General features: G+C 69.3%; 25 protein-coding genes. 18 read left to right on the top strand and 7 right to left on the bottom strand.

The window, feature by feature from the left end; translation table 11 throughout:
* From argH to C3L37_RS08305, 10 genes are all read left to right on the top strand, one after another.
* The gene (gene argH / locus C3L37_RS08345) at positions 1–1,479 is read left to right on the top strand and encodes an argininosuccinate lyase (RefSeq protein ID WP_129114154.1); all 1,479 of its coding nucleotides are present in this window, start codon (positions 1–3) and stop codon (positions 1,477–1,479) included.
* On the top strand, positions 1,472–1,618 hold the full coding sequence (locus tag C3L37_RS24290) for a hypothetical protein (protein WP_164974721.1): 147 nt from the start codon (positions 1,472–1,474) through the stop codon (positions 1,616–1,618). Before argH ends, C3L37_RS24290 begins: the two co-directional genes overlap by 8 nt.
* A gap of 143 nt (positions 1,619–1,761) precedes the next feature.
* Positions 1,762–1,932 carry a lysine biosynthesis protein LysW gene (gene lysW / locus C3L37_RS08340; RefSeq protein WP_129114153.1) on the top strand — a complete coding sequence of 57 codons (171 nt, stop codon included), beginning with the start codon at positions 1,762–1,764 and terminating at the stop codon, positions 1,930–1,932.
* Between the two features lies 1 nt (position 1,933).
* Positions 1,934–2,812 (top strand): lysine biosynthesis protein LysX, encoded by an 879-nt coding sequence (lysX, locus tag C3L37_RS08335; protein ID WP_129114152.1) that lies wholly within the window; start codon positions 1,934–1,936, stop codon positions 2,810–2,812.
* Complete coding sequence (gene argC, locus C3L37_RS08330) at positions 2,809–3,846, top strand: N-acetyl-gamma-glutamyl-phosphate reductase (RefSeq protein WP_129114151.1); 1,038 nt, start codon at positions 2,809–2,811, stop codon at positions 3,844–3,846. Before lysX ends, argC begins: the two co-directional genes overlap by 4 nt.
* Before the next feature lie 2 nt (positions 3,847–3,848).
* Complete coding sequence (locus C3L37_RS08325) at positions 3,849–4,802, top strand: acetylglutamate/acetylaminoadipate kinase (RefSeq protein WP_129114150.1); 954 nt, start codon at positions 3,849–3,851, stop codon at positions 4,800–4,802.
* Positions 4,799–5,935 (top strand): aspartate aminotransferase family protein, encoded by a 1,137-nt coding sequence (locus C3L37_RS08320; protein WP_129114149.1) that lies wholly within the window; start codon positions 4,799–4,801, stop codon positions 5,933–5,935. The genes C3L37_RS08325 and C3L37_RS08320 overlap by 4 nt, the downstream gene beginning before the upstream one ends.
* On the top strand, positions 5,932–7,014 hold the full coding sequence (locus tag C3L37_RS08315) for a [LysW]-lysine hydrolase (RefSeq protein ID WP_129114148.1): 1,083 nt from the start codon (positions 5,932–5,934) through the stop codon (positions 7,012–7,014). Before C3L37_RS08320 ends, C3L37_RS08315 begins: the two co-directional genes overlap by 4 nt.
* Positions 7,011–7,907 (top strand): ornithine carbamoyltransferase, encoded by an 897-nt coding sequence (gene argF, locus C3L37_RS08310; protein WP_129114147.1) that lies wholly within the window; start codon positions 7,011–7,013, stop codon positions 7,905–7,907. Before C3L37_RS08315 ends, argF begins: the two co-directional genes overlap by 4 nt.
* Positions 7,908–8,061: 154 nt before the next feature.
* Positions 8,062–9,108 (top strand): hypothetical protein, encoded by a 1,047-nt coding sequence (locus tag C3L37_RS08305; protein ID WP_129114146.1) that lies wholly within the window; start codon positions 8,062–8,064, stop codon positions 9,106–9,108.
* A gap of 43 nt (positions 9,109–9,151) precedes the next feature.
* Here C3L37_RS08305 and C3L37_RS08300 read toward each other — a convergent pair whose 3' ends face one another.
* The gene (locus tag C3L37_RS08300; RefSeq protein WP_129114145.1) at positions 9,152–9,655 is read right to left on the bottom strand and encodes a histidine kinase; all 504 of its coding nucleotides are present in this window, start codon (positions 9,653–9,655) and stop codon (positions 9,152–9,154) included.
* Positions 9,656–9,933: 278 nt separating this feature from the next.
* Positions 9,934–10,410: a histidine kinase gene (locus C3L37_RS08295; protein WP_129114144.1), complete on the bottom strand. Its 477-nt coding sequence runs from the start codon at positions 10,408–10,410 to the stop codon at positions 9,934–9,936.
* A 151-nt stretch (positions 10,411–10,561) separates the two neighbouring features.
* Here C3L37_RS08295 and C3L37_RS08290 point away from each other — a divergent pair, with 151 nt between their 5' ends.
* Both C3L37_RS08290 and C3L37_RS08285 read left to right on the top strand, forming a co-directional pair.
* Complete coding sequence (locus C3L37_RS08290) at positions 10,562–12,850, top strand: ATP-dependent DNA helicase (RefSeq protein WP_228546180.1); 2,289 nt, start codon at positions 10,562–10,564, stop codon at positions 12,848–12,850.
* Positions 12,851–12,962: 112 nt separating this feature from the next.
* The gene (locus C3L37_RS08285; protein ID WP_129114142.1) at positions 12,963–14,318 is read left to right on the top strand and encodes a cytochrome P450; all 1,356 of its coding nucleotides are present in this window, start codon (positions 12,963–12,965) and stop codon (positions 14,316–14,318) included.
* Positions 14,319–14,343: 25 nt separating this feature from the next.
* Here C3L37_RS08285 and C3L37_RS08280 read toward each other — a convergent pair whose 3' ends face one another.
* Positions 14,344–14,841: a 2'-5' RNA ligase family protein gene (locus C3L37_RS08280; RefSeq protein ID WP_129114141.1), complete on the bottom strand. Its 498-nt coding sequence runs from the start codon at positions 14,839–14,841 to the stop codon at positions 14,344–14,346.
* Positions 14,842–14,968: 127 nt separating this feature from the next.
* Here C3L37_RS08280 and C3L37_RS24285 point away from each other — a divergent pair, with 127 nt between their 5' ends.
* The 3 genes from C3L37_RS24285 to C3L37_RS08270 all read left to right on the top strand — a co-directional run bounded on the left by C3L37_RS24285 (position 14,969) and on the right by C3L37_RS08270 (position 16,971).
* Entirely contained in the window at positions 14,969–15,130 is a 162-nt protein-coding gene (locus C3L37_RS24285; RefSeq protein WP_164974720.1) for a hypothetical protein, read from the top strand.
* 73 nt (positions 15,131–15,203) lie between these two features.
* Positions 15,204–16,394: an SPFH domain-containing protein gene (locus tag C3L37_RS08275; RefSeq protein WP_129114140.1), complete on the top strand. Its 1,191-nt coding sequence runs from the start codon at positions 15,204–15,206 to the stop codon at positions 16,392–16,394.
* 73 nt (positions 16,395–16,467) lie between these two features.
* Positions 16,468–16,971 (top strand): GNAT family N-acetyltransferase, encoded by a 504-nt coding sequence (locus tag C3L37_RS08270; protein ID WP_129114139.1) that lies wholly within the window; start codon positions 16,468–16,470, stop codon positions 16,969–16,971.
* 73 nt (positions 16,972–17,044) lie between these two features.
* Here the strand turns inward: C3L37_RS08270 and C3L37_RS08265 are convergent, their stop codons facing one another.
* Together C3L37_RS08265 and uvrB are read right to left on the bottom strand one after the other, a co-directional pair.
* Entirely contained in the window at positions 17,045–17,461 is a 417-nt protein-coding gene (locus tag C3L37_RS08265) for a hypothetical protein (RefSeq protein WP_129114138.1), read from the bottom strand.
* A gap of 81 nt (positions 17,462–17,542) precedes the next feature.
* Complete coding sequence (gene uvrB, locus C3L37_RS08260) at positions 17,543–19,603, bottom strand: excinuclease ABC subunit UvrB (RefSeq protein WP_129114137.1); 2,061 nt, start codon at positions 19,601–19,603, stop codon at positions 17,543–17,545.
* 145 nt (positions 19,604–19,748) lie between these two features.
* Here uvrB and C3L37_RS08255 point away from each other — a divergent pair, with 145 nt between their 5' ends.
* The gene (locus tag C3L37_RS08255) at positions 19,749–20,018 is read left to right on the top strand and encodes a DUF7553 family protein (protein WP_129114136.1); all 270 of its coding nucleotides are present in this window, start codon (positions 19,749–19,751) and stop codon (positions 20,016–20,018) included.
* Positions 20,019–20,160: 142 nt separating this feature from the next.
* Here the strand turns inward: C3L37_RS08255 and C3L37_RS08250 are convergent, their stop codons facing one another.
* Positions 20,161–20,781: a transcription antitermination protein gene (locus C3L37_RS08250; RefSeq protein ID WP_129114135.1), complete on the bottom strand. Its 621-nt coding sequence runs from the start codon at positions 20,779–20,781 to the stop codon at positions 20,161–20,163.
* A gap of 138 nt (positions 20,782–20,919) precedes the next feature.
* On the opposite strand from C3L37_RS08250, the gene C3L37_RS08245 reads away from it, so the two are divergent.
* On the top strand, positions 20,920–22,410 hold the full coding sequence (locus C3L37_RS08245; RefSeq protein WP_129114134.1) for a stage II sporulation protein M: 1,491 nt from the start codon (positions 20,920–20,922) through the stop codon (positions 22,408–22,410).
* A 34-nt stretch (positions 22,411–22,444) separates the two neighbouring features.
* Here the strand turns inward: C3L37_RS08245 and C3L37_RS08240 are convergent, their stop codons facing one another.
* Positions 22,445–23,305, bottom strand: coding sequence for a sulfurtransferase (locus tag C3L37_RS08240; RefSeq protein WP_129114133.1), 861 nt, complete (start codon positions 23,303–23,305; stop codon positions 22,445–22,447).
* Positions 23,306–23,572: 267 nt separating this feature from the next.
* Between C3L37_RS08240 and C3L37_RS08235 the strand changes: the two genes are divergently transcribed.
* Positions 23,573–24,391, top strand: coding sequence for a sulfurtransferase (locus C3L37_RS08235; protein ID WP_129114631.1), 819 nt, complete (start codon positions 23,573–23,575; stop codon positions 24,389–24,391).
* Positions 24,392–24,430 lie beyond the last annotated feature (39 nt).

Below are 24,430 nucleotides of genomic sequence, written 5' to 3'. Positions count from 1 at the left end.
ATGACGAGCGAGGAGCCCGGCGATTCGAGCGTCGTCCGCCGCGATCGGTTCAGCGGCGGCCCCGCCCGCGGGTTCCTCTCCAGCCTCGCTGCGGACGAGCGCATCTTCGAGGCGGATCTGGCGGTCGACCGCGCGCACGTCGTGATGCTCGCGGAGCGGGGGATCGTCGACGGCGAGACGGCCGGCGCGATCCTCGCGGCGCTCGACGACGTGGAGGCTGCCGGTCACGGGGCGCTCCCCGACGGGGAGGACGTGCACGAGGCCGTCGAGTCGGCGGTCATCGCGCGCGTCGGGCCCGACGGCGGGAGGATGCACACCGCCCGCTCGCGCAACGACGAGGTGGCCGCCTGCATCCGCTACCGCCTCCGCGAGGACGCGCTCTCGGTCGTCGAGGCGACGCTCGCGCTGCGCGAGGCGCTCGCGGAGACGGCCGCGGCGCACGTCGAGACGACCATGCCCGGCTACACGCACCTCCAGCCGGCCCAGCCGACCACCGTCGCGCACCACCTCCTCTCCTACGAGGCGGCGGTCGCGCGCGACACGGCCCGCCTCCTCGACGCGTACGGGCGGATCAACCGGTCGCCGCTCGGCGCGGCGGCCTTCGCGGGCACGCCGTTCGACGTCGACCGCGAGCGCACCGCCGAACTCCTCGGGTTCGAGGGCGTGCTCGGCAACTCGATGGACGCCTCCTCGGCGCGGGACTTCCTCGCCGAGACGCTCTCGGCGCTCGCGACCCACGCCGTGACGCTGTCGGGGCTGGCGGAGGACCTCGTCGTCTTCTCGAACCGGGGGTACGTCGACCTCTCGGACGACTACTCGTCGACCTCGTCGATCATGCCCCAGAAGAAGAATCCCGACACGCTGGAGCTCGTCCGCGCCTGCGCGGGCGACGCCGTCGGCGACCTCGCGGCCCTCCTCACGACGCTGAAGGGCCTCCCCCGCGCGTACAACCGCGATCTGCAGCGCGCACACCGGCACGCCTTCGACGCCGCGGACGTCGTCGGGGAGGCGACGGCCGTCGCCGCGGGCGCGGTGCGCACCGCGACGTGGAACGAGGGGGCGCTCGCCGCGGCGGCGGGCGAGGGCTTCTCGACCGCGACCGGCGTGGCGGACCTGCTCGCGATGGCGGGGGTGCCGTTCCGGACGGCTCACGAGATCGTCGCCGCGGCGGCCCCCGACGTGGAGGACGGCGACGATCCGGCGACCGTTGCCGCAAAACTTGACGCGGCCGCAGAAGGCGTCCTGGGCGAGAACCTCCGGACGCACGTGAACCGCGACGATCTGGAGGCCGCGCTGGACCCCGCCCGGAGCGCTGAGAGCCGCGACTCCGCCGGCGGACCGGCCTCGCCCGCCGTCGCCGCTCAACTGGACGCGGCGGCGGACCGCATCGACGCCGACGCCGAGGCGCTGACCGCCGGGCGCGACGCGCTCGCGGCGGCGGCCGACCGCCTCGAAACGGAGGTCGATCGCCGTGTCTGAGCGCACCGCGGCGTCCGCCCGCGTCGCCGCGTTCGAGCGAGCGCGCGCGGCGTGGACCCGCCACCCCCCGGCGGTCGCGCCGCGAGGATCGCCGCGGCGGCCGCCGCGACGACCGCCGTCCCCCCTCGGGGACGACTAACTACACACCAGATGACAGACAGCCGATCTCGAAACGGATCGAAACCGCCCGCCTCGGACGCGTAGACGGGGGTCCGAGTAATTTTTCTTTTCTGACATTTTCGACGCCTTTATATGGGTGAGCGGGGTACGAACGGGTACAGCATGACCGAAGCAGACTGTCCCGAGTGCGGGGCCGACGTGTCCCTGTACGACGACCTCGAAACCGGAGAGATCATCGACTGCGGAACCTGCGGCGCGGAACTGGAAGTCATCGACGTCAACCCGCCGGTCCTCGAGCGAGCCCCGGAGCTCGAAGAGGACTGGGGGGAGTAAATTGCACGTCGGAATCCTCTACTCCCGGATCCGCAGGGACGAGAAGCTGCTCCTGTCGGAGCTGCGCGACCGCGGCCACGACGTGACGAAGATCGACGTGCGCAAACAGCGGTTCGGGCTCGACGGGACGACCGCGCCCGTGGAGGGCGTGGACCTCGTCGTCGACCGCTGTCTGGCGACGAGCCGGAGCCTCTACGCGACGCGATTCCTCGAATCGTACGGCGTTTCGGTGATCAACTCCTCGGAGACGGCCGAGGTCTGCGCCGACAAGGCGAAAAACAGCCTGGCGCTCGCCGAGGCCGGCGTGCCCACGCCGCGGACCGAGGTGGGGTTCACGAAAGAGGCGGCGCTGGAGGCCATCGAGTCGTTCGGCTACCCCTGCGTGCTCAAGCCCGTCGTCGGCTCGTGGGGGCGGCTGATGGCGAAGATCGACGGCCGGAACGCGGCGGAGGCGATCCTCGAACACAAGGCCACCCTCGGCCACTACGAGCACAAGGTGTTCTACGTGCAGGAGTTCGTCGAGAAGCCCGGCCGCGACGTCCGCGTGGTCGCTGCCGACGGCGAACCCGTCGCCGCCATGACCCGCAGCTCCGACCACTGGCTGACGAACGCGGCGAAGGGAGGCGAGACGGACGCGTTCGAACTCGACGACGAGGCGCGCGACCTCGTCGAACGGGCGAGCGACGCGGTCGGCGGGGGACTCCTCGGCGTCGACCTCATGGAGACCGGCGAGAGCTACACCGTCCACGAGGTGAACCACACCGTGGAGTTCAAGGCGCTGTCGGAGGCGTCGGACGTGGACGTGCCGGCCGCGGTCGTCGACTGGCTCGAAGCGAAGGCCGCGAGCGCGGGCGACGAGGTGGCGGAGGTGGCGCAGTGACGCTCTCGGCGGCCGTCGTCGGCGGCAGCGGCTTCACGGGCGGGGAACTGCTCCGCCTCCTCGCCGGCCACCCCGACTTCGAGGTGGCGCAGGCGACGAGCCGCGAGTACGACCGCAAGACGGTCGGCTCCGTCCACCCCAACCTCCGCGGCCTTGATCTCCGCTTTTCCTCGCCGGAGGACCTCGACTCGGTCGACGTGCTGTTCGCCGCGACGCCCCACGGCGTCTCGATGCGGCACGTGGACGCGTTCTTCGACGCCGCGGACACGGTCGTCGACCTCTCGGCGGACTTCCGGCTCTCGACCGAGGAACAGTACGACGAGTGGTACGACGGGCACGCGTGCCCCGAGTACCTCGAAAAGGCCGAGTACGCGCTGCCCGAACTCAACCGCGAGAACCTCCCGGGCGCGGAGTTGATCGCGGCCGGCGGCTGCAACGCGACCGCGACGATCCTCGGGCTGAGGCCGCTTTTCGACGCGGAGATCCTCGACGGCGACGAGCGAGTCGTCGTCGACGTGAAGGTCGGCTCCTCGGAGGGTGGCGCAAGCGCCGGCAAGGCCTCGTCGCACGCCGAGCGTTCGGGCATCGTCCGCCCCTACGCCCCGACGAGCCACCGCCACGAAGCGGAGATCGAGGAGTACCTCGGCCTCTCCGTCTCCTTCACCGTACACGCGGTGGACATGATCCGCGGGGCGTCGGCGACCTGCCACGTCTTCCCGGACGGCCCCGTCACGAAGGGCGACCTCTGGGGAGCCTACCGCGGGAGCTACGAGGCGGAGCCGTTCGTGCGGATCGTCTCGGGCGGGGGCGGCGTCTACCGGTACCCCGAACCGAAGGTCGTCGCCGGCACGAACTACGCCGAGGTCGGCTTCGAGGTCGACCCGCCGAACCGGCGGCTGGTCGTCTTCTCGGCCATCGACAACATGATGAAGGGCTCGGCCGGGCAGGCCGTCCACGCGGCCAACGTCGCGCTCGGCCTCGAAGAGACCGCCGGCCTGGAGTTCGGCGGACTGCACCCCGTGGGGGCACCCTGACTATGACGAAACGCGACGCCTACACCCACGAGGAACTGCTCGCGGCGCACGAAGAACTGCTCGACGGCGATTCGAAAAGACGGTTGCGGACCGACGGCGGGACGGCCGAGGAGCCCCCGGTCGTCGTCAAGATCGGCGGCGCGCGGGCGGTCGACCCGGCCGGCGCGGTCGGCGACGTCGCACACCTCGTCGCCAACGGCCGGAAGGTCGTCGTCGTCCACGGCGGCTCGACCGCGGTGGACGAGACGCTCGAAGAGCTCGGCGAGGAGCCGACCTACGTCGAGACGCCCGCCGGAATCACGGGACGGTTCACCGACGAGCGCGCGATGGAGGTGTTCTCGATGGTGATGCCCGGGAGGCTCAACACCGACCTGACGGCCACCCTCCGCGGGGCGGGCGTCGACGCGGTCGGCCTGTCGGGCGTCGACGGCGGCCTCCTCACCGGCCCCCGGAAGTCGGCGGTCCGCGTGGTCGAGGACGGCAAGAAGAAGATAAAGCGCGGCGACCACTCCGGGAAGATCACCGACGTCAACGTCGACCTGCTGGAGACGCTGCTCGACGGGGGGTACACGCCCGTCGTGACGGTGCCGATGCTGGCCGACGACGGGGTTCCCGTCAACGCCGACGCGGACCGGGCCGCCGCGGCCGTCGCGGGCGCGCTCGGCGCGACGCTCGTCGTGCTGACGGACGTGGCGGGCGTCTACGCCGACCCCGAGGACCCGGAGACGCTCGTCGAGTCCGTTTCGACGCCCGACGAACTGGACGCGCTGAAGGGGGCCGCGGAGGGCTTCATGACGAAGAAGGTCATGGCGGCGACCGAGGCGCTCTCCGGCGGCGCGCCCGAGGTGATCGTCGCGGACGCGAACGTGCGCGACCCGATCGTCGCGGCGCTCAACGGCGGCGGAACGCGCGTGAGCCGGAGCGCCCTCGCCGACGAAACGGAGGCGGCGCGATGAGCGGCTTCGTCTTCTCCGAGAAGCCCATCGCGATCGAGTCGGGCGAAGGGCCGCACCTGTACGCCGACGACGGGACCGAGTACCTCGACCTCGGCGCGAGCTACGCCGTCGCGCCCGTCGGCCACTGCCACCCCAGAGTGGTCGAAGCCGTACAAGAGCAGGCCGAGGATCTCATGTACGTGCAGGCGTCGTACCCCGTCACGGCCCGGACGGAGCTGTACGAAAAACTCGCGGCGCTCGCGCCCGGCGGGATCGACAACGTCTGGCTCTGCAACTCCGGGACCGAGGCCAACGAGGCGGCGATGAAGTTCGCCCGGAGCGCGACCGGGAACTCGAAGATAATCGCGACGAAGCGCGGGTTCCACGGCCGGACGCTGGGCGCGCTGGCGATGACGTGGAAGAAGAAGTACAAAGCGCCGTTCGAACCGCTCGCGGGCGACGTCGAGTTCGTGAGCTACGGCGACGAGGAGGAACTCGCCGAGGCGATCGACGACGAGACCGCCGCGGTGTTCCTCGAACCCGTCCAGGGCGAGGGGGGCGTTCACCCGGCCTCGGCCGAGTACCTGCGGGCCGCCCGCGACCTGACGGCGGAGGCGGGCGCGGCGCTCGTCTTCGACGAGATCCAGACCGGCCTCGGCCGGACCGGGGCGCTGTGGGCGTGCGAGGCGGCGGGCGTCACGCCCGACGTCCTCACGACGGCGAAGGGGATCGCGAGCGGTCTCCCGCTCGGCGCGACGCTCTGCGCCGACTGGATCGCCGAGAAGCCGGGCGACCACGGCTCGACGTTCAGCGGCGGCCCGGTCGTCTGCGCGGCGGCGAACGCCACGCTCGACGCGGTCGTGGAGGAGGACCTGCCGACCCGCGCCGGCGACCTCGGCTCGTACCTGACGGAGCGCGTCGAGGAGGCGACCGAAACGCACGACCTGCCCGTCCGCGACGTGCGCGGGCGGGGGCTCATGATCGGGATCGAGGTGAGGCGCGGCGCGAACCGCGTGCTGCGCGACCTCGCGCTGGATCGGCAGGTGCTCGCCCTGCCCGCGGGCCGGTCGGTCGTCCGCCTGCTGCCCCCGCTCGTCATCGAAGAGGAACACGCGGACAGCGCCGTCGACGCGCTGACGGAGGTGCTCGGATGAGCGCGACGGACGGCGAAAGCGCGGCCGCGAGCGCCGACCGGGACGCCGCCGCGCGGGACCTGCTCGTCGACCTCGTCTCCATCCCCTCGCCGTCGGGCGAGGAGGAGGCGGCGGCGGAGCGGCTCGCCGCGTTCTTCGAGGCGCACGGCCGCGAGGCGTGGATTGACGAGGTCGGCAACGTCCGCGCGCCGGCCGACGACGCCGTCCTCTTGACCTCCCACGTCGACACCGTCCCCGGGGACATCCCCGTCGAGGTGAAGGAGGGCGACGACGGCCCCGAGCTGTGGGGTCGGGGGAGCGTCGACGCGACCGGGCCGCTGGCGGCGATGGCCGCGGCGGCGGTCGAGACGGGCGTGAGCTTCGTCGGCGTCGTCGGCGAGGAGGTGAATTCGCGCGGCGCTCGCCACCTCGTCGAGGACCGCGAGGACGCGCCGGACGCCGTCGTCAACGGCGAACCGAGCGGCTGGGACGGCATCACGCTCGGGTACCGCGGCCTGCTCGCCGGGACGTACGTCGCCACGAGCGAGTCGGGCCACACCTCCCGCCCGGAGAACAACGCCATCCAGGACGCGATGGACTGGTGGAACCGCGTCGAGGCGGCGTTCGAGGAGGACGAGTGGACGCCCGTCTTCGAGCGGGTGACGTGCAAGCCGGTCGACGTGCGCGGTGGGACGACCGAGGACGGCCTCTCGGTGGAGGCGACGATGGACGTGCAGCTCCGCGTACCCCCGAAGTACGCGGTCGAGGAGGTGCGCGAGATCGCCGACGGCGAGCTGAACGGCGGCACCGTCCACTGGTACGACGACGTGCCGCCCGTCATGCAGAGCCCCCGAACCGAGGTCGCCCGCGCGTTCCGCGTGGCGATCCGGAACGCCGGTGGGGATCCCCGGCTCCTCCGGAAGACCGGAACGAGCGACATGAACATCTTCGCCGGCGAGTGGGACTGCCCGATGGCGACCTACGGACCCGGCGACTCCGACCTCGATCACGCGCCCGACGAGCACCTGTCGCTCGCCGAGTTCGACCGCTCGGTCGCCGTGTTGATCGACGTCTGCGAGCGCCTCGCGGAGGACGGATGACGATCGAGACGACGCACCTGACCGACGTGGACGACCTCTCGGCCGACGATCTCGCGGCCGTGCTCGACCGCGCGGCGGCGCTGAAATCCGGCGCGGACGACGCGCGGTTCCCGCGGGCGACGCTCGGGATGCTGTTCGAGAAGCCGAGCACCCGGACGCGCATCTCCTTCGAGACGGGGATGACGCAGCTCGGCGGCCACGCAATCTTCCTCGGGCCGGACGACATCCAGCTCGGTCACGGCGAGCCGCTGCGGGACACCTCGCGCGTGCTCTCGCGGTACGTCGACGCCGTCATGGCGCGCCTGTTCGACCACGCCGACCTGCTCGAACTGGTCGAGCACGCAGACGTGCCGATCGTGAACGGCCTGACCGACGACGCCCACCCCTGTCAGACGCTCGCGGACCTGCTGACGATCAGGGAGGCGTTCGGGGGATTCGACGCGCGCGCGGCGTGGGTCGGCGACGGCAACAACGTCGGCCAGTCGTTCGCGCTCGGGTGCGCCCTCGCCGGGATCGACCTGACGGTCTCGACGCCGCCCGCGTACGCGATGGCCGACGACGTGCTGGACCGCGCGGCCGAACTCGGTAGCGCGCCGACGGTCGTCGACGACCCGAAGGAGGCGGTCGCGGACGCCGACGTGGTCTACACGGACGTGTGGATCAGCATGGGACAGGAGGACCAGCGCGCGCAGAAGCTCGCCGCCTTCGACGGGTACCAGGTGAACGACGACCTCCTCCGCGGGACGGACGCGAAGGTGATGCACTGTCTGCCCGCCCACCGCGGCGAGGAGATCACGGACGCCGTGCTCGAAAGCGATCGCGCGCTCGTCTGGGACCAGGCGGAGAACCGGTTGCACGCGCAGAAGGGGTTGCTGGCGGAACTCCTCGAGTGATCGATCCGCGAGCGAGGTCGGCGGCCGAGCGAGCGGCCTTTTTGGTCCAGCTTTTTCGAGGAGCGGCGCGCTCGCGCCCGACGATGAAAAGGTGGGTGAAACGGTCGTTTGTGTCAACGTATCACTTTTTCTCCCGCGGGTGGGAGAGGTTCGTATGAACCTGAACCGACGCGATCTCCTCGCGTGCGGCACCGCCCTCGCCGCGTCGACGCTCGCCGGATGCACCGGGCCGGGGAGTTCCGAACTCGGAAGTTCCGGCTTCGGAAACGGCGAGGCGGCCGTCGGCAGGATGCCCTCTGCGACCGTCGAGATGGACGCCGTCACGGACGCGGAGATCGCGACGCGCGTGATCCCGGACCCGAGCCTCGAATGGCCGAAAGAGGAGCAGGAGCTGATCGCCGAGGCGGTCGCGGGCGAATCGCCGCGAGCCGAGGGGACCGAGCCGCCGCTGCCCGAGTACGGGGCGTTCGTCCACGAGGGGGCGGTCTACGAACTCTCGCACGCGGTGGTCGATTCGGAACCGGCGACCACGTTCTTCATCACGCTGGATCCGGCGGACGGCGAGGTCGACGACGACGAGGCGATCGCGTACGCCGACCTCCCGGCGGTCGACAGGGAGACGTTCGAGGAGCGGGGCTGGGACGACATCGAGTTCCTCGGTTTCGGCACGTCGCTTCTGTACCTCGACGACGAGGTCGGGGAGTCCGCGCTGGTTCCGGAGCCGGAGTACTCGGTGATCGTCTGGGACGAGGAGACGCGCGGACGCTTCGCCGTCGACGGATCGCACGACGCGCCGCTGGAGACCTACGAGTACGACGCGGCGCGGATCTCCGAGTCGACGGAGTCGTTCGGCGCGGACGTCCGGGAACGGTGCGAGTTCGCGCTGGAGGGGCTGTCGTCCGACGAGGAGGAAGTCGTCTCGCGGGCGATCGACGGGAAGGAGGGGTACGTCGTCCCGCACGACGAGTCGGTGCCCGAGGCGGTCGAAGAACTCGCAGAGCGGTTCCACGAGGGGGAGGACGTCCACTCGGCGGTTGACGAGTTGACGGGCGAGGGGAGCGACGAGAACGGAAAGAGCGAGGAGGGTGGAAAGAGCGAAGAGGACGGAGAGAGCGAAGAGAAGCGATCCGTCAGCGGGGAGTACCTCGTCCGCTACAAGGAACGGACGTACTGGACGGGCCTCTACGTGGCCGAGGGGTGAGAGTCGCGCGGAAAATCGCGGGGTGCGAGGCCGATCGGTCGCCTTACGCCGCCGGAGACGCCGTCTCCTTGGGCGACAGCCAGCGGCTGAACGCCGGGTACGTCGCGCCCAGGACGAGGCCGTAGGCGACGTGGAACACGAGCCCCATGAGGTCGACGTTCGGCAGCGGCGGCACGGCCGGGAAGTCGACCGCGGCGAGCCAGATCGGCATGACGACCGCCGCGAGGGCGATCCAGAGGACGGCGCCGTAGACGGCTCCGAGGCCGGTGCTCTTCATCGTCGTGTCGCTGTACTTCGGGAGCGCCCGGGCGATCGCCGCGAAGACGACGCCGAGGATCGCGCTGTTGGCCATGTGGATCGTCCAGCCGGCGAGGCCGCCCGAGAGCCCGTACAGCGCCGGGATCGCGTCGGTGAGAAGCGGAGGCGCGAAGATCGCGAACAGCGCGCCCATCACGAGTCCGCCGGCGAGGCCGGCGACGACGCCGCCCTGCCAGGAGGTCGGCGTCGCGGTTTCGGGAACGGTCGTAGTCGGTGTAGCGGATGCCATGCTGAGAAGACGCCGTTCCGGGCCAAAACCTCGCGTCGCGAGGGCGCGAGCGGCGCACACCGGAAAAACCGTGATAGACGTGAGCGCGTGTCATATCGGGATCGGTGAGGTGATATAGTAGCGTCTGCAACCGTATGCACATCCGACCGCATGACGGCATGGGGTCGAGTGTGTAATGACCTGCAGACGCTACTATAGTTCGGTTCGGATCGTCGCCCACGTCTGGCCGACGCCGGGGATCGACCGAGACCGGCGGAGTCGAACGCCGTCGACGGAACCTACATCCGGCCGACGAGAGTCGGGTAGGTCGCCCCGAGAATCGCGCCGTAGACGACGTGGCCGACGAGGCTCATCGGGTCGAGGTTGGGGATCGGCGGCGCCATCGGAAAGCCGACCGCGGCGAGCCAGATCGGCATGACGAACCCGGCGAGGACGACCCAGAGGACGACGCCGTAGACGGCGCCGAGACCGGCGCTTTCGAGCGGCGTCTCGGCGTACCGCGGCAGCGCGCCGGCGAGCGCGGCGAAGACGACGCCGAGGATCGCGCTATTGGCCATGTGGATCGTCCAGCCGGCGATGCCGCCCGAGAGACCGTACAGCGCCGGGATCGCGGCCTCTATGACCGGCGTCATCAGCAGCGAGAGCATCGCGCCCATCACGAGTCCGCCGGCGAGGCCGGCGACGACGCCGGCCTTCCAGTTTCCGTGCTCGGTTCGTTCCACCGTCGCGGTCGGAGTTGCGGTTTCGGAAGCCATCGGAATGGAATTTCGGACGTTCGACCAAGGTCCTGTCCCGGCGAGGCGCGTGCCGCGCAGAAGGGGGGAAGGTTGATGTATGCGAACCCGTGCCATCCGACCGGCTCCGTCCCCCGAGCGTTTTAATCCGATGACGAACAAGGGGACCTCAGTGGCCGAAACGAACGGACATCTGCGGTTCTTCCCGTACGAGGAGCCGTATCCGAACCAGCGGGAGGCGATGGATCGGGTCGCCAACGCGCTGGCCCGCGGACAGGACGTGCTCATGGAGGGCGCGCCGGGGACGGGAAAGACCCTCTCGGCGCTCGTCCCGGCGCTGGAGCACGCCCGCGAACACGACAAGACGGTCGTCATCACGACGAACGTCCACCAGCAGATGCGCCAGTTCGTCGAGGACGCTCGAGCGATCACCCGCAAGGAGCCGATCCGGGCGGTCGTGTTCCGGGGCAAGGCGTCGATGTGCCACATCGACGTGGGGTACCAGGAGTGCCAGAGCCTCCGAGACGCGACGAGGGCGGTCGTGGAGAAGGAGGCGGACAAGCGGCAGCTGGAGGAACGCCAGCGCGCCCTCCTCGGGGAGAGTCGGGACGGTGATTCGGGGGCGGCCGAGGCTCGAAGCGCCGTCATGGACGAACTCGGGTCGGTCGAAGAGGAGTTGGAGACGCTGCGCGAGGGCAACGTCTGCGAGCACTACTACGAGAATCTCGTCAGCGACACCGACGACTTCTTCGCGTGGCTGTTCGAGGACGTGCGAACGCCGGACGACGTGTACGAGTACGCCGACGAGCGGGGGCTGTGCGGCTACGAGCTGCTGAAGGAGGGGATGGAGGGCGTCGACCTCGTCGTCTGCAACTACCACCACCTGCTCGACCCGACGATCCGCGAGCAGTTCTTCCGGTGGCTCGACCGCGACCCCGAGGACGTGATCACCGTCTTCGACGAGGCGCACAACGTCGAGTCGGCGGCGCGCGATCACGCCACCCGAACCCTCACCGAGAACACCCTCGAAAGCGCGCTGAACGAACTCGACGGCGCGGACGACTCGCGGGCGGAGCCTGCCGAGAACGTCGTCGGCGCGTTCCACCGGGCGCTGCGCGAGACGTACGAGGACGCCCTCGAGTTCGGGGAGCGAGAGCAGGTGGGGGAAAACTGGCACGACCTCGCCGTCGCGAACGAGGACCGGCGGGACGATCTGACGCTCGTCTTCCTGGAGGAGTACGAGGGGCGGGGGATCGAGACCGAACTGGAGCTGGCCCTCCAGTTGGGGCAGGCGCTCGACGACGAGTACGAGCGGGCGTACAGGGACGGCGAGGCGACGACGCACGCGGAGTGTCAGACCCTGCAGGCGGCGGCGTTCATCGGCGCGTGGATGGACGACGGCGCGTCGCTCGGCCAGCACCCGATGGTGTCGGTTCGGCGGGACTCGGGTACCGACGAGATCTACGGACGCGCCGAGTTGTACACCTGCATCCCCCAAGAGGTGACGCGCGAGCTGTTCGAGGAGGTGTCGGCCAGCGTGCTGATGAGCGCGACGTTGCGGCCGTTCGACGTGACGGAGGACGTACTCGGGATACAGAACCCGGCGACGCTCGCGTACGGGCTGGCCTATCCGGAGGAGAACCGGCGGACGTACGCGGTCGGGACGCCGCCGCTTTTCGCCAGCGAGCGCAACGACGCGGAGACGCAGGCGACCGTCGCGGGCGTGCTGGAGGACGCGATCCGCTTTACGCCGGGCAACGCGCTGCTCTTTTTCCCCTCGTACGCCGAGGCCGAGCGCTACTACGAGCGACTGGGGGGCGGCGCGGGCGGCCGAATCGGGTCGGACGGTGCCGTGAAACCGAGCGATGGCGGATCGGCCGACGGATTTCGCGGATCGGACGCCGACGGGGCCCCCCCGGATGGAACGCTCGCGGCGACCGCCCGGGGAACGAAGCTGCTGCTCGACGAACCCGGCACGCGGGCCGAGGACCTCCGCGGACGGTTCGTCGCCTCCGAAGACGCGGCGCTCTTTACGTCGCTGTGGGGGACGCTCGCGGAGGGCGTGAGCTTCGACGGCGACGACGCGCGGACGGTGGTCGTCGTCGGGGTCCCCTACCCGCACCTGTCGGACAGGATGGAGGCGGTGCAGGGCGCGTACGATCGGGCGTACTCGGATCGGACGCGCGACGCCGGGTGGACGTACGCGGTGGAGATTCCGACGATCCGCAAGACGCGGCAGGCGCTCGGACGGGTGATCCGCTCGCCGGACGACTTCGGCGTTCGGGTGCTCGTCGACAAGCGGTACACCGAGGCGGACATGGGGAAGTACGGCGTTCGCGATTCGTTCCCGGTCGAGGAACGCGAGGAGCTCATCGACGTCGGACCGGAGAAGCTGAAGTTCGCGATGTTGAACTTCTACGCCGACCACGACGCCTACGACGGCGCGCCGCCGCAGCCGTAGCGCGGTGCGGGTGGAGACCGCGAGCAGAACGTGAACGCTTCGGCGACGAAGAGGGTCCAGCGCATCCGACGCGAACGAATCCTTATGCGACGACCGTCCCTAGGGACGGAGGATGAGCACGCAACCGCCGGGTCCGAGGGGACTCCCGGTCATCGGGAACACGCGGCAGTACGCGCGTGATCCGTTTTCGTTCATCACCGCGTGCGCCGAGGCGTACGGCGACGTCGCTCGGTTCCAACTCGGTCCGATGGAGACGTACATGCTCGCGGATCCCGACGATATCGAGCGGGTGCTGGTGACGGAAGAGGAGAGGTTCAGAAAGCCGCGGTTCCAGGACGAGGCGCTGGCCGAACTGCTCGGAAACGGCCTCCTGCTGAGCGAGGGCGACGAGTGGCGCAGACAGCGCGACCTCGCCCAGCCGGCCTTCCACATGCAACGACTCGCGGGTCTCGCGGGGACGATGACCGACTACACCGAGGCGATGGCGGGGGGGTGGGCGGACGGCGACGCCGTCGACGTGGGAATCGAGATGGCGCGGCTGACGGTGAAGATCATCGTCGACGCGATGCTCGGGACGGAGCTCACGGACGAGCGCGTCCGTCTCGTCCAGGAAAACCTCGAACCGCTCGGGGCGCGCTTCGAGCCGGATCCGATTCGGTTCCTGGTTCCCGAGTGGGCCCCGACCCGGGAGAACCGAGACTACAGAACGGCGATCGAGACGCTGGAGGGCGTCATCGACGAGATCGTCGAGGAGCGACGCGGGACGGAGACGGAGGAGGGGCGGACGGAGACGGGGAAGACGGATCTCCTGTCGCTCCTGCTTCGGGCGCAGGCGCGCGGCGAGCAGACGGACGAGCAGATCCGCGACGAGGTGATGACGATGCTCCTCGCGGGCCACGACACGACCGCGCTGACGCTCACCTACGCGTGGTACCTGCTCTCACAACACCCCGAAACGGAGGCGCGGGTTCACCGAGAGCTGAACGAGGTGCTCGGCGGCGACGCGCCGACGATGGCCGATCTCCGACGCCTGCGGTACACCGAGCGCGTGCTGCTGGAGACGATGCGGCTGTACCCGCCGGTGTACGTCATGTTCCGCCAGCCGAAGGTCGACGTGAAGCTCGGCGGGTACCGCGTCCCGGCGGGGGCCGCCGTGATGCTTCCGCAGTGGGCCGTCCACCGCTCGCCGCGGTACTACGACGATCCCGAGGCCTTCGATCCCGACCGCTGGACGCCGGAGCGCCGATCCGCCCGACCGCGGTTTTCGTACTTCCCGTTCGGCGGCGGCTCGCGCCACTGTATCGGAAAGCAGTTCTCGATGATGGAGGCGAAGCTGATCCTCGGCACCGTCGCCCAGCGGTTCGAACTCGATTACGCGGGCGAGCCGCCGATCGAGCTCCGCGGATCGCTGACGATGCACCCACGCGAGCCGGTGACGATGACGCTCCGGGCGCGCAGAGCCGATTGACGTGAGAGCGGCAACGAAGAATCGCTCACCGCGGGAGTCGGATCGATTCCGCGACTTCGCGGTACTCGGCGCTCCAGAGGTCGAGCCGCGAGACGGTCCACGAGATCGGCTCGATCGTCGTCGCCGACAGGTCCGCCGCCGTCTCGACCGAGCCGCCGCGCGCGAGCGTGACGTGCGGGACGTACGCGGATCCCTCGATCCCCGCTATGGCGTCGAACGATTCGGTCAGCCGGTCGTGGAGGGCGCGGAGGCCGGGACTCTCGACGGCGAGGTAGACGACCGGACCCCGCCCGCGGGTCGGCGTCTCGAAGTAGTCGACGCCGACGACTCGAGCCTCGAACGGGTCGGTCCCGCGGAGGAGATCTCGCAACCGCTCCCGGAGACGGTGCGGCGGGCCCTCCCCCAACCGCTTCGCGACGAGCGTGTGACGCTCGCGGATCCGATCGAAGGCGGTCAAGCGAGGGTGGAGGTCGGCCGTCAGCCGCTCGACCGCGCCGGGGACGGGGACGTTCAGGCTGTACACACCGGGCAACGGCGGGCAGCGGGTATCAGAATGTCGATCGGGAGACCGAGCGTCGCCCGCAGTCTCGCGGATTGCGAGTCGAACCAACGCCTATCGCGGCAGCCGATCGTCGCACGACCGTGAGACGATGAGCGAACGGACCTCGAACGCCGAGCTCGCCTGGGAAGCGCACGCCAGCCTCGAAGAGATCGACGACGCGGCGCTGTCGAACGACGTCGCAGGCTTCCTCGACGACTGTCTCGATTTGGTCGGAGACCTCGCGGTCGAACTGGAAGCCGAGGAGAAGTAGGAACGACGCTGGGCAGTACTCGATCCCTTCGATCCGGAGAAAAAGGTATTTCGGAGGACCCCGACTCGAAGACATGGCAAACATCTTTCGAGAACTCGGCCGCCTCAGCGCGGGAGGCGTTCCGAAGGGCCCCCTCCGAAAGGCGTTCGTCGGCGCGATCGTCCTGCTCGCTCTCCTCGTGACACCGAAAGATCCGGTCGCGCTCGGTGGCGGCGCGGCGCTCCTTCTCGCGGGCGCGACCGTCTACAGCGCCGTCGAGATCGTCAACGCGTACGAAAAGCGGGCGTTGACCGTCTTCGGCGAGTACCGCGAGCTGCTCGAACCCGGCATCAACGTCGTCCCGCCGTTCGTCAGCCGCACGTACGCATTCGACCTTCGGACGCAGACGCTCGACGTACCCCGTCAGGAGGCGATCACCGAGGATAACTCGCCCGTCGCCGCCGACGCCGTCGTCTACATCCGCGTCGTGGACGCGAAGCGCGCGTTCCTCGAAGTCGACGACTACGAGATCGCGGTGTCGAACCTCGCGCAGACGACGCTACGCGCCGTCCTCGGCGACATGGAGCTCGACGACACGCTGAGCCGCCGCGACGAGATCAACGCGCGCATCCGCCGCGAACTCGACGAACCCACCGACGCGTGGGGCATCCGCGTCGAAAGCGTCGAAGTGCGCGAAGTGAGGCCCAGCCCGGAGGTCGAAAACGCGATGGAGCAACAGACGAGCGCGGAACGCCGGCGTCGGGCGATGATCCTCGAAGCGCAGGGCGAACGCCGCAGCGCCGTCGAGAAGGCCGAAGGGGAAAAGCAGTCGAACGTCATCCGCGCGCAGGGCGAAAAGCAGAGCCAGATCCTCGAAGCGCAGGGCGACGCCATCTCGACGGTCCTGCGGGCGAAGTCCGCCGAGTCGATGGGCGAGCGCGCGATCATCGAAAAGGGCATGGAGACGCTCCAGCACATCGGCGAGGGCGAATCCACCACGTTCGTGCTGCCGCAGGAACTCACCTCGCTCGTCGGCCGCTACGGCAAACAGCTCTCCGGCAGCGACGTCCAGGAGGCAGAAGGGCTCGAAAGCCAGACGTTCGACGCCGAGACGCGCGAGATGCTCGGCCTCGACGCCATCGAGGAGATCGCGAACGCGACGGCGACGGAGGCAGAAGGGATCGCGAGCGGGACGTCGGCGAACCGCGACGGGCCGGACGTCGAACGACAGCGCGAGGGGACGGACGCAGAGTGGCGGCACGGGAGCGACGGATACCGAGCGTGAAACCGCGCTGTCGCTACCGCAAGTGAGCTGAAATTTCGCAACCACTACTTCCGTCGGGGTGGTACTGAGTGGCATGGACATTCGACCGGCGCGGAGTGACGACGTCGACGCGATCCAGCGCGTCGCAAAGCGGGCGTGGGACGCGACGTACGACGAGATTCTGGGGGCGGAGACCATAGACGAGACGCTCGCCGAGTGGTACTCGGAGACGACGCTGCGAGGGGCGATGGACACGCCGGGCACCGCCTTCCTCGTCGCGGACGAGGGGGGCGAGGTGACCGGGTTCTGCCACGGCGTCGTCGAGCAAGAGCGGGGCGACATCCTCCGGATGTACGTCGATCCGGACCGCTGGGGCGAGGGGATCGGCACGGCGCTCCACGAACGCGTGCGGAACGACCTGCTCGATTTCAACATGAAAGAGCTCCAGGCGATCGTGCTCGCCGACAACGACATCGGAAACGAGTTCTACCGGAAACTCGGGTTCGAGAAGGTCGGGGAGGGCGAGGTGACGATGGGCGACGAGACCTATACCGAGAACGTCTACACGAAGCGGCTCGCGGAATCAGAGGAGCGGTAGCGGGGGACGGACGTGAATGGAAGCGGCGAATCAAGCGCGTCGAAGATGGCCCGGTCCGCTCTGAGGGGCTCAGTCACCGCCGCCGTCCGGTGCTCTCGCGCGTCCCGAGCAGCGGCGAGTCCGCGTCCTCCTCGGGCACGTGGAGGTGCTCGTTCCGCTTTTCGATTCTGGTCACGATCGCGTTCAGCGACGGCAACACCTCCCGATCGGATTCGGAGAGCGCGTCGTTTACGATCTCCATGGACGCGACGAGGGCTTTCTCGGCCGCCTCGTCGGTTATCGCGTACCCGAGCGGTCGACCCGCCGTGTAGTCGTTTTCGAGCCGATGAACGAGTTGAATTTTCCACCGCGGTTCGCTGACCCCCGTCAACGACGGAGAGCGGACCTTTTCGGCGAGGAGCGTTATCCGATCGCTCTCGTGCCGAGCCGCGACTTCGTCCCCTCGAAGCGGGGTCTGCGTCCAGCCGACGGGGAGGGCGTCCGTTTCCATCGAGTGACTGTACGTGGCGGTCTGATTCTATTTCTCGCCTGTTTTTACAAGGGGTTTATTAGAGAACAGGTCCGATGGCGGTCAGAACTCCTCGGGTTCGGGCGCGATGCCCTCGTCGCGGTCGGTCCCGCCGAGGTCGAACTCCCGACGGAGGTCGCGGATGCGGTCGCGGATGTCCGCCGCGAGTTCGAACTCCAGGTTGTTCGCGGCCTCTTGCATCCGCTCTTCGAGCAGTTCGACCTGCCGGGCGGCTTCCTCGTCGGTCTCAGGCGTCTCGCGCACCGACCCGGCGGTGTCGGTCTTGCTGCCGGGGAGGTTCGTCTCGCCGACCGCCTTCTGGATCGTCTGCGGTTCGTACCCGTGTTGCTCGTTGAACTCCCGCTGAATCCGGCGGCGGCGCTGGGTTTCGTCGATGGCCGACGCCATCGAGTCGGTCGTGTCGTCGGCGTAGAGCACCACCTCGCCCTCGACGTTCCGCGCGGCGCGGCCCATCGTCTGGATGAGGGTGGTTTCCGAGCGGAGAAAGCCCTCCTGATCGGCGTCGAGGATGCCGACCAGCGACACCTCGGGGATGTCCAGTCCCTCCCTGAGGAGGTTGATGCCGACGAGCACGTCGATCTCGCCCAGCCTGAGGTCGCGGATGAGTTCGTGACGTTCGAGCGTGTCCGTCTCGTCGTGCATGTACGCCACGTCGACGCCCGCCTCCTCCAAGTACTCGGTGAGGTCCTCCGCCATCCGCTTCGTGAGCGTCGTGACGAGGGTTCGCTCGTCGCGGTCGATCCGCTCGTCGATGCGGTCCATCAGGTCGTCGACCTGCCCGGTCGCGTCGGCGACCTCCACCTTCGGGTCCACGAGGTGCGTCGGGCGGACGATCTGTTCTGCGATTCGCTCGGAGCGCTCGCGCTCGTAGTCGCTCGGCGTCGCGCTCACGTAGAGCGTCTTTTCGGTCTTCTCCTCGAACTCCTCGAACGTCAGGGGACGGTTGTCGTACGCCGTCGGGAGGCGGAAGCCGTTGCCGACGAGCGAGTCCTTCCTCGATTTGTCGCCCGCGAACTGCCCCTTGATCTGCGGGATGGTCTGGTGGGACTCGTCGATGACGCAGAGGAAGTCGTCCGGGAAGTAATCGAGGAGCGTGTACGGCGGATCGCCGGGCTCGCGGTCGGAAAGGTGGACGGAGTAGTTTTCGATGCCCGAACAGTAGCCCGTCTCGCGCAGCATCTCCAGGTCGAACGTCGTCCGCTCTTCGATCCGCTGGGCGGCGACGAGGTCGCCCTGCCGCTGGAAGTAGCGGACGCGTTCTTCCATCAGTTCCTCGATCTCCGTCGCCGCCCGTTCGATGCGTCCCTCGGGGATCGAGTAGTGCTCCGCCGGGTGGATCAGGACGGCGGGCTCGGTCGACTTCGCCTCGCCTTCGAGGGTGTCGATCTTCTGCATTCGGTCGATCTCGTCGCCCCAGAACTCGACGCGGACGGCGTAGCGGCCGTACATCGGGAACACCTCGACGGTGTCGCCGCGGACGCGGAAGGTGCCCTGCGCGAAGTCCACGTCGTTGCGCTCGTAGTTGAGGTCGACCAGCCGGCGGAGCAGTTCGTCCCGGTCGATCTCCTGGCCGACTTCCAACTCCAGCGCCATCCCCTTGTAATCGCGCGGGTCGCCCAGCCCGTAGATTGCGGAGACGCTCGCGACGACGATCACGTCGTCGCGGGTGAGGAGCGACCGGGTGGCGGAGTGGCGCAGCCGGTCTATCTCCTCGTTTATCGACATGTCCTTGTCGATGTACGTGTCCGTCTGTTCGATGTACGCCTCGGGCTGGTAGTAGTCGTAGTAGGAGACGAAGTACTCGACGGCGTTGTCCGGAAAGAGGTTCCGGAACTCCTCGTACAACTGTGCGGCGAGCGTCTTGTTGTGGGCGATGACGAGGGTCGGTTTCTGGACCTCCTCGACCACCCACGAGACGGTGTTGGTCTTGCCGGAACCGGTCACGCCGAGCAGCGTCTGCTTCTCCATGCCCTCGCGGAACCCCTCGGCCAGCTGCGCGATGGCCTCGGGCTGGTCGCCCGCGGGGTCGAAGGGCGCGTCGACGCGGAACGGTCGTTCGGCGTCCGGGCGGTCCGGCGAGAGCGGACCCTCAGTCTCAGTCACGGTACGTCCGCTTGGGGGCGGACGTACTTGGGTCGCTCGCTCGCGGCGTCTCGCGTTCGGGGTGCTCGCTCGCGGGAACTCGCCTCCGGGTCGCCCGCCGACCGACAAACACTTTTCGCGGGGGCGAGCGTATCCACGCGTTGCCATGACGCGCGAGGAACTCCAAACGGCGAGCGAAGAACTCCGACAGGCGAGCGAGCGGGTCGACGGGGAGATGCGAGAGCGGCTGTACGACCAGTCGAACCAGTTGGCCGAACTCGCGACGGCGGAGCGCGGACCGGACCACGGTCGGCTCGACCGGCACATGAACGTCCTGCACGAACTCGCGGGCGAACTCGACGGGGAAGCGAAAGCGCACGTCGAATCCGCGCGCGAGCACGTGACTGAGTACCGGAAGACGGTCGAAGGAGTGTAGGAAACGGGCGTCCGGACCGCGCCGCGCACCCCTTCGTTTCCGGTGGAAATCGAGAGAAGGAGACACGGAGCTTCGGTTCTGGCGAGATCGGGGACGAACGGCGGATTCGGACAAGCGGTGGATTCGGACGAGCGGCGGGCGTCTAACAGACGTTCTTCGGCTTCACGCCCATCGACTCGAGCGTCTCGACGTAGTCGTCGTAGGCGGCCTGAACGACCGCGTTCGCGGCGCTCTCGGCGCGCTCCCAGTCCTCGTCGCGCTCGCAGATTTCGTCGAGGGCGCGGGCGGCCTCCCCGGTCTGATCGTCGAAGTCGCCGCGGATACCGCGGAACGTGTCCGCGGAGGAGGTCTTGGCGCTGCCGACGAAGAAGCCGACCATCTGCGCCGCGGTCTCCTTCGCGACCACGGATCGGGCGAGCAGGCCGGCCACGCGTTCGACCGCGTCGTCGAAGCCGGCGAGCGTCTCGTACATCGGACGATCGGTGTCCGGATCGCCTCCCTCAGACTCGATCTCGTCGCGGTGGCGTTCCTCGGTCTCGGCGACCGCGGCGAAGAGCGCCGCCGCCTCGTCGCGGGACTCGGTTTCGGCCCACTCCTCGAAGATGACGTACGCGCTCTCGGCCTCGTCGCGGGCCGCCGCGCGGACGCTCGGCGCGTCCATCTCGCCCCCGGTGAGCGCGTACAGCGACTTCGACGAGCCGAGTCTGGAGAGCGCGGTTTCGTTGTCCGCTCGAAGCGTCTCGACGAAGGTAGGTCCGTCCATGCGCCGGGCTACGACCGCGTCACGCTTGTAAGCATCGACAGGTCGCGGCGTTCCGTCGGCGGACGGAAGATCTCCGCGGCCGAACCCGACCGCGCCCGTCGGGGCAAGACATACACTCACTCGGATCAACGCCTTCGCGTGAACGTTTCGACAGCCCTCCGTTCGGGAGTCCGCCTGCCCGTCGACCGCGCGGGGAGCGTCCTCCCGTTTTACCTCCTCGCCACGGGCGCGCTCGTCGCCGCCCGCGTCCCGCTCCTCGTCGGCCTCGGAACCGTCGTCTTCCTGCTCGACGCGCAGGGACGGATCGGCGCCGTCGCTCGCGAATTCGACCGCCTCGACGCCTCGGAGGTCGATCCGGAGAACCCCGACACGATCCCGCCGGAACTCGTCGACGCGACGAGCGGGCTGCTCACGCCGACGGTGCTTTCGATCGTCGCCGTCTCGCTCGTCGCGTTCGTCGTGCTATCTCTCGTGGCCCGAGCGGTCGCGGCGGCCGCGACGCTAGGGTCCGTGTACGCGGCGCTGCTCGGCGACGACCCGCTCGCGGGCGGCGTCGGCGGGATCGCGCGGCACTGGCGCGCGTTCGTCGCGCTCGGGATCCTCCGAGCGGCGCTCTTCGCCGCCGCGGTCGCGCCGCTCGCGATCGGGATCGCGGTCGCGGCGACGCTCGGTCCGGTGGAAATCGCCGTCGCGCTGCTCTCCGGCCTCGTTTCGCTCCTCTTTCTCGTGGCCGTCTACCTCGCGCTGGCGTTCGCCGGGCAGGCCGTCGTGGTCGACGGCGCGGGAGCGCTCGGCGCGGTTCGACGGAGCGCGGGGGTCCCCCTTCGTCACCCGGTCGCGTTCCTCTTCTACGTCGTCGTGGCGAGCGCGGCGCTCGTCGCGACCGGGATTCTCGCCGCCGCGCTGAACCTGGCCGGCGCGCCGCAACTCCTCGGCGTCGTCTCGACGCTCGCCGTGCTCCCCGCGCTCGACGGGTTCAAGACCTCTCTGTACGCGGAGACGGCGCTGCCGCGGCGAGGGGGACCGCCCGTCAGCGCGCGGTTCGTCGCCGCGTTCCGTCGGGGAGCGCGGCGGCTGGGATCGTTCGTCCGATCGCACCCGGCCGCGAACCTCGCTGGCCTCGCCTCCCTCGGCCTCGGGATGGTCGGCGGGTGGCTCCTGACGTCGCCCTACGGGGTTCGGATCGCCCCGCCGGGGAACGTCGCGGACGTGTTCGGTGCGGTGCCGGTGGGGACGTTCGTCAACCTCGCGGCGAACAACTGGCTCGTCGGCGCGGGCGCGGCGTACGGCGGGCTCGCGCTCGGGGTGCCGACGGCGGCGAGCCTGCTCTTCAACGGGGTGCTCATCGGCGCGCTCGCCGGCGTGTTCGATCCGACCGCGTTCCTGGCGCTGGTCGCGCCGCACGGGGTCATAGAACTCCCCGCCATCGCCGTCGCCGGCGGGCTCGGGTTCCACCTCGGCAGGGTGGGCTGGGAGGCGCTCCGCGGCCGGCGGGACGCGGCGAACGTCGGCGAGGAGATCGGACGGGCGTTCGAGGCGCTCCTGGGACTCGCGCTCGTGCTCGTCGTCGCCGCCTTCGTCGAGGCGTTCCTGACGCCGCGGGTGGCGGCGCTCGTGCTCGGCGGATAGGCGTCGAAAAAACGGTCGGAACGGTTCGAGCGGTCTACTGCCCGTCGCCCTTCTCGATCGGCGCGCCGACGAGGTTGCCCCACTCGGTCCACGAGCCGTCGTAGTTGGTGACGTTGTCGTAGCCGAGCAGCTCGTGGAGCGCGAACCACGCGATCGAGGAGCGCTCGCCGATGCGGCAGTAGGCGATGACGTCCTGGTCGTCGTCGACGCCTTGCGACTCGTACAGTTCGCGGAGCTCGTCGACCGATTTGAACGTGCCGTCGTCGTTCACCGTGGCGGCCCACGAGATGTTGCGCGCGCCGGGAACGTGGCCGCCGCGCTGGGCGGTCTCCTGCAGTCCCGGCGGGGCGAGGATCTCGCCGCTGAACTCCTCGGGCGAGCGGACGTCGACGAGCGGCAGGCCCTTGTCGATCGCCTTCTCCACGTCGTCGCGGTACGCGCGGATCGACTCGTACGGGCCGCGGGCGGTGTACTCCTGCTCCGGGAAGTCCGGGGCCTCCTCGGTGAGCGGGTAGTCGTTGTCCAGCCAGTAGTCGCGGCCACCGTTCATCAGGCGGACGTCCTCGTGACCGTAGTACTTGAGCTGCCAGTAGGTGTAGGCCGCGAACCAGTTCGAGTTGTCGCCGTAGAGGACGATCGTCGAGTCCTCGCTGATCCCGTGGCCGCCGAGCAGGTCCTCCAGCTCGTCCTTCTCGAGGATGTCCCGCGTCGTCTGGTCCTGAAGCTGCGTCTCCCAGTTGAAGCCGATCGCGCCGGGGGCGTGGCCCTCGTCGTAGGCTTCGGTGTCGACGTCGACCTCGACCAGTCGATAGTCGGGATCGTCGCTCTGGAAGTCGTCGAGGCGCTCTTCGACCCAGTCCGCCGAAACGAGAACGTCCTTCGCGTAATCTGACATTGCGCGTGGCCCTACGCGTTCCCCCGGCATAATACCAATACACCCGGCATGTACGGCCATTCGTCTGACATTCCGGAGAATGTATCCGCATTATTTCTCATTGACACGACTGCGCGCAGACCGGGCACCGACGTCTCCGAGCGGAGACGGAATCGACGGGGAAAATGCGGAACGTTTTGCCAGTAAGCCGGACGGGGACGAAAGACCGGAAGCTAAATCGGTCGGCCGTCTACGGCGGGCATGGACGAGAACGCGATCGCGTCAGGCATGGACGAGAACGCGGTCGTGTCGGCGGCGTGGCTCGCCGACCGACTGGACGAAGTGCGCGTCGTCGACGTGCGCGACGAGTGGGAGTACGAAGGTATCGGACACGTTCCGGGGGCGGTAAACGTCCCCTTCGACGAGTTTCGGAGCGGCGATTCGGGCGACGAGGGGATGCTTCCGGGCGCGGGCGTGTGGGAGCGGCTCATGAGGGAGGCCGGGATCGCGGCCGACGACGCGATCGTCGCCTACGACGACACCCACGGCGTCTTCGCGGCGCGCTTTCTCGTGACGGCCGAGCTGTACGGCCACCGCGATCTGCACCTGCTCGACGGCGACTACAGCGCGTGGAGCCGCGAGCGCGAGACGACGACCGAACCGCCCGAGATCGAGCCGACGACCTACGAGGTGCGCGACCCCGAGCGGTCGCCGCTCGTCGGCTACGACGAGGTGCTGTCGGCGATCGACTCGGACGACGCGATCGTCGACACCCGCGAGCCGTGGGAGTACGAGGAGGCGCACGTTCCCGGCGCGGTGCAACTCGACTGGCGCGAACTCGTCGACGACGAGACGCGCGGGCTGAAACCGCGCGAGGAGCTGGCGGAGATCCTCGACGCGCACGGGATAACCCCGGATCGGCGGATCGTGCTGTACTGCAACACCGCCCGCCGGATCAGCCACACCTACGTCGTCCTCCGGCACCTCGGGTACGAGGACGTCGCGTTCTACGAGGGGAGCCTCACCGAGTGGGAGGCGCGCGGCGGGCCGACAGAAGCGGGCGCGGAGAACGCCCGAGACGGGGCCGACGCGACGGGCGGACCGTGACCGACGGCCGACACCACGCCCGTTAAGTAACACCGGGTG

This window comes from Halegenticoccus tardaugens, assembly GCF_004116405.1.
GTDB classification, from domain to species: domain Archaea; phylum Halobacteriota; class Halobacteria; order Halobacteriales; family Haloferacaceae; genus Halegenticoccus; species Halegenticoccus tardaugens.
This window is presented reverse-complemented; position numbering and strand designations above follow the sequence as displayed.

Excerpts from the sequence above, each read along its gene's own strand:
- argH (WP_129114154.1), top strand. The coding sequence starts at position 1 with ATGACGAGCGAGGAGCCCGGCGATTCGAGCGTCGTCCGCCGCGATCGG.
- lysW (WP_129114153.1), top strand. The coding sequence starts at position 1,762 with ATGACCGAAGCAGACTGTCCCGAGTGCGGGGCCGACGTGTCCCTGTAC.
- C3L37_RS08325 (WP_129114150.1), top strand. The coding sequence starts at position 3,849 with ATGACGAAACGCGACGCCTACACCCACGAGGAACTGCTCGCGGCGCAC.
- C3L37_RS08320 (WP_129114149.1), top strand. The coding sequence starts at position 4,799 with ATGAGCGGCTTCGTCTTCTCCGAGAAGCCCATCGCGATCGAGTCGGGC.
- C3L37_RS08315 (WP_129114148.1), top strand. The coding sequence starts at position 5,932 with ATGAGCGCGACGGACGGCGAAAGCGCGGCCGCGAGCGCCGACCGGGAC.
- argF (WP_129114147.1), top strand. The coding sequence starts at position 7,011 with ATGACGATCGAGACGACGCACCTGACCGACGTGGACGACCTCTCGGCC.
- C3L37_RS08305 (WP_129114146.1), top strand. The coding sequence starts at position 8,062 with ATGAACCTGAACCGACGCGATCTCCTCGCGTGCGGCACCGCCCTCGCC.
- C3L37_RS08300 (WP_129114145.1), bottom strand. The coding sequence starts at position 9,655 with ATGGCATCCGCTACACCGACTACGACCGTTCCCGAAACCGCGACGCCG.
- C3L37_RS08295 (WP_129114144.1), bottom strand. The coding sequence starts at position 10,410 with ATGGCTTCCGAAACCGCAACTCCGACCGCGACGGTGGAACGAACCGAG.
- C3L37_RS08285 (WP_129114142.1), top strand. The coding sequence starts at position 12,963 with ATGAGCACGCAACCGCCGGGTCCGAGGGGACTCCCGGTCATCGGGAAC.
- C3L37_RS24285 (WP_164974720.1), top strand. The coding sequence starts at position 14,969 with ATGAGCGAACGGACCTCGAACGCCGAGCTCGCCTGGGAAGCGCACGCC.
- C3L37_RS08275 (WP_129114140.1), top strand. The coding sequence starts at position 15,204 with ATGGCAAACATCTTTCGAGAACTCGGCCGCCTCAGCGCGGGAGGCGTT.
- C3L37_RS08270 (WP_129114139.1), top strand. The coding sequence starts at position 16,468 with ATGGACATTCGACCGGCGCGGAGTGACGACGTCGACGCGATCCAGCGC.
- C3L37_RS08265 (WP_129114138.1), bottom strand. The coding sequence starts at position 17,461 with ATGGAAACGGACGCCCTCCCCGTCGGCTGGACGCAGACCCCGCTTCGA.
- C3L37_RS08255 (WP_129114136.1), top strand. The coding sequence starts at position 19,749 with ATGACGCGCGAGGAACTCCAAACGGCGAGCGAAGAACTCCGACAGGCG.
- C3L37_RS08250 (WP_129114135.1), bottom strand. The coding sequence starts at position 20,781 with ATGGACGGACCTACCTTCGTCGAGACGCTTCGAGCGGACAACGAAACC.
- C3L37_RS08240 (WP_129114133.1), bottom strand. The coding sequence starts at position 23,305 with ATGTCAGATTACGCGAAGGACGTTCTCGTTTCGGCGGACTGGGTCGAA.
- C3L37_RS08235 (WP_129114631.1), top strand. The coding sequence starts at position 23,573 with ATGGACGAGAACGCGGTCGTGTCGGCGGCGTGGCTCGCCGACCGACTG.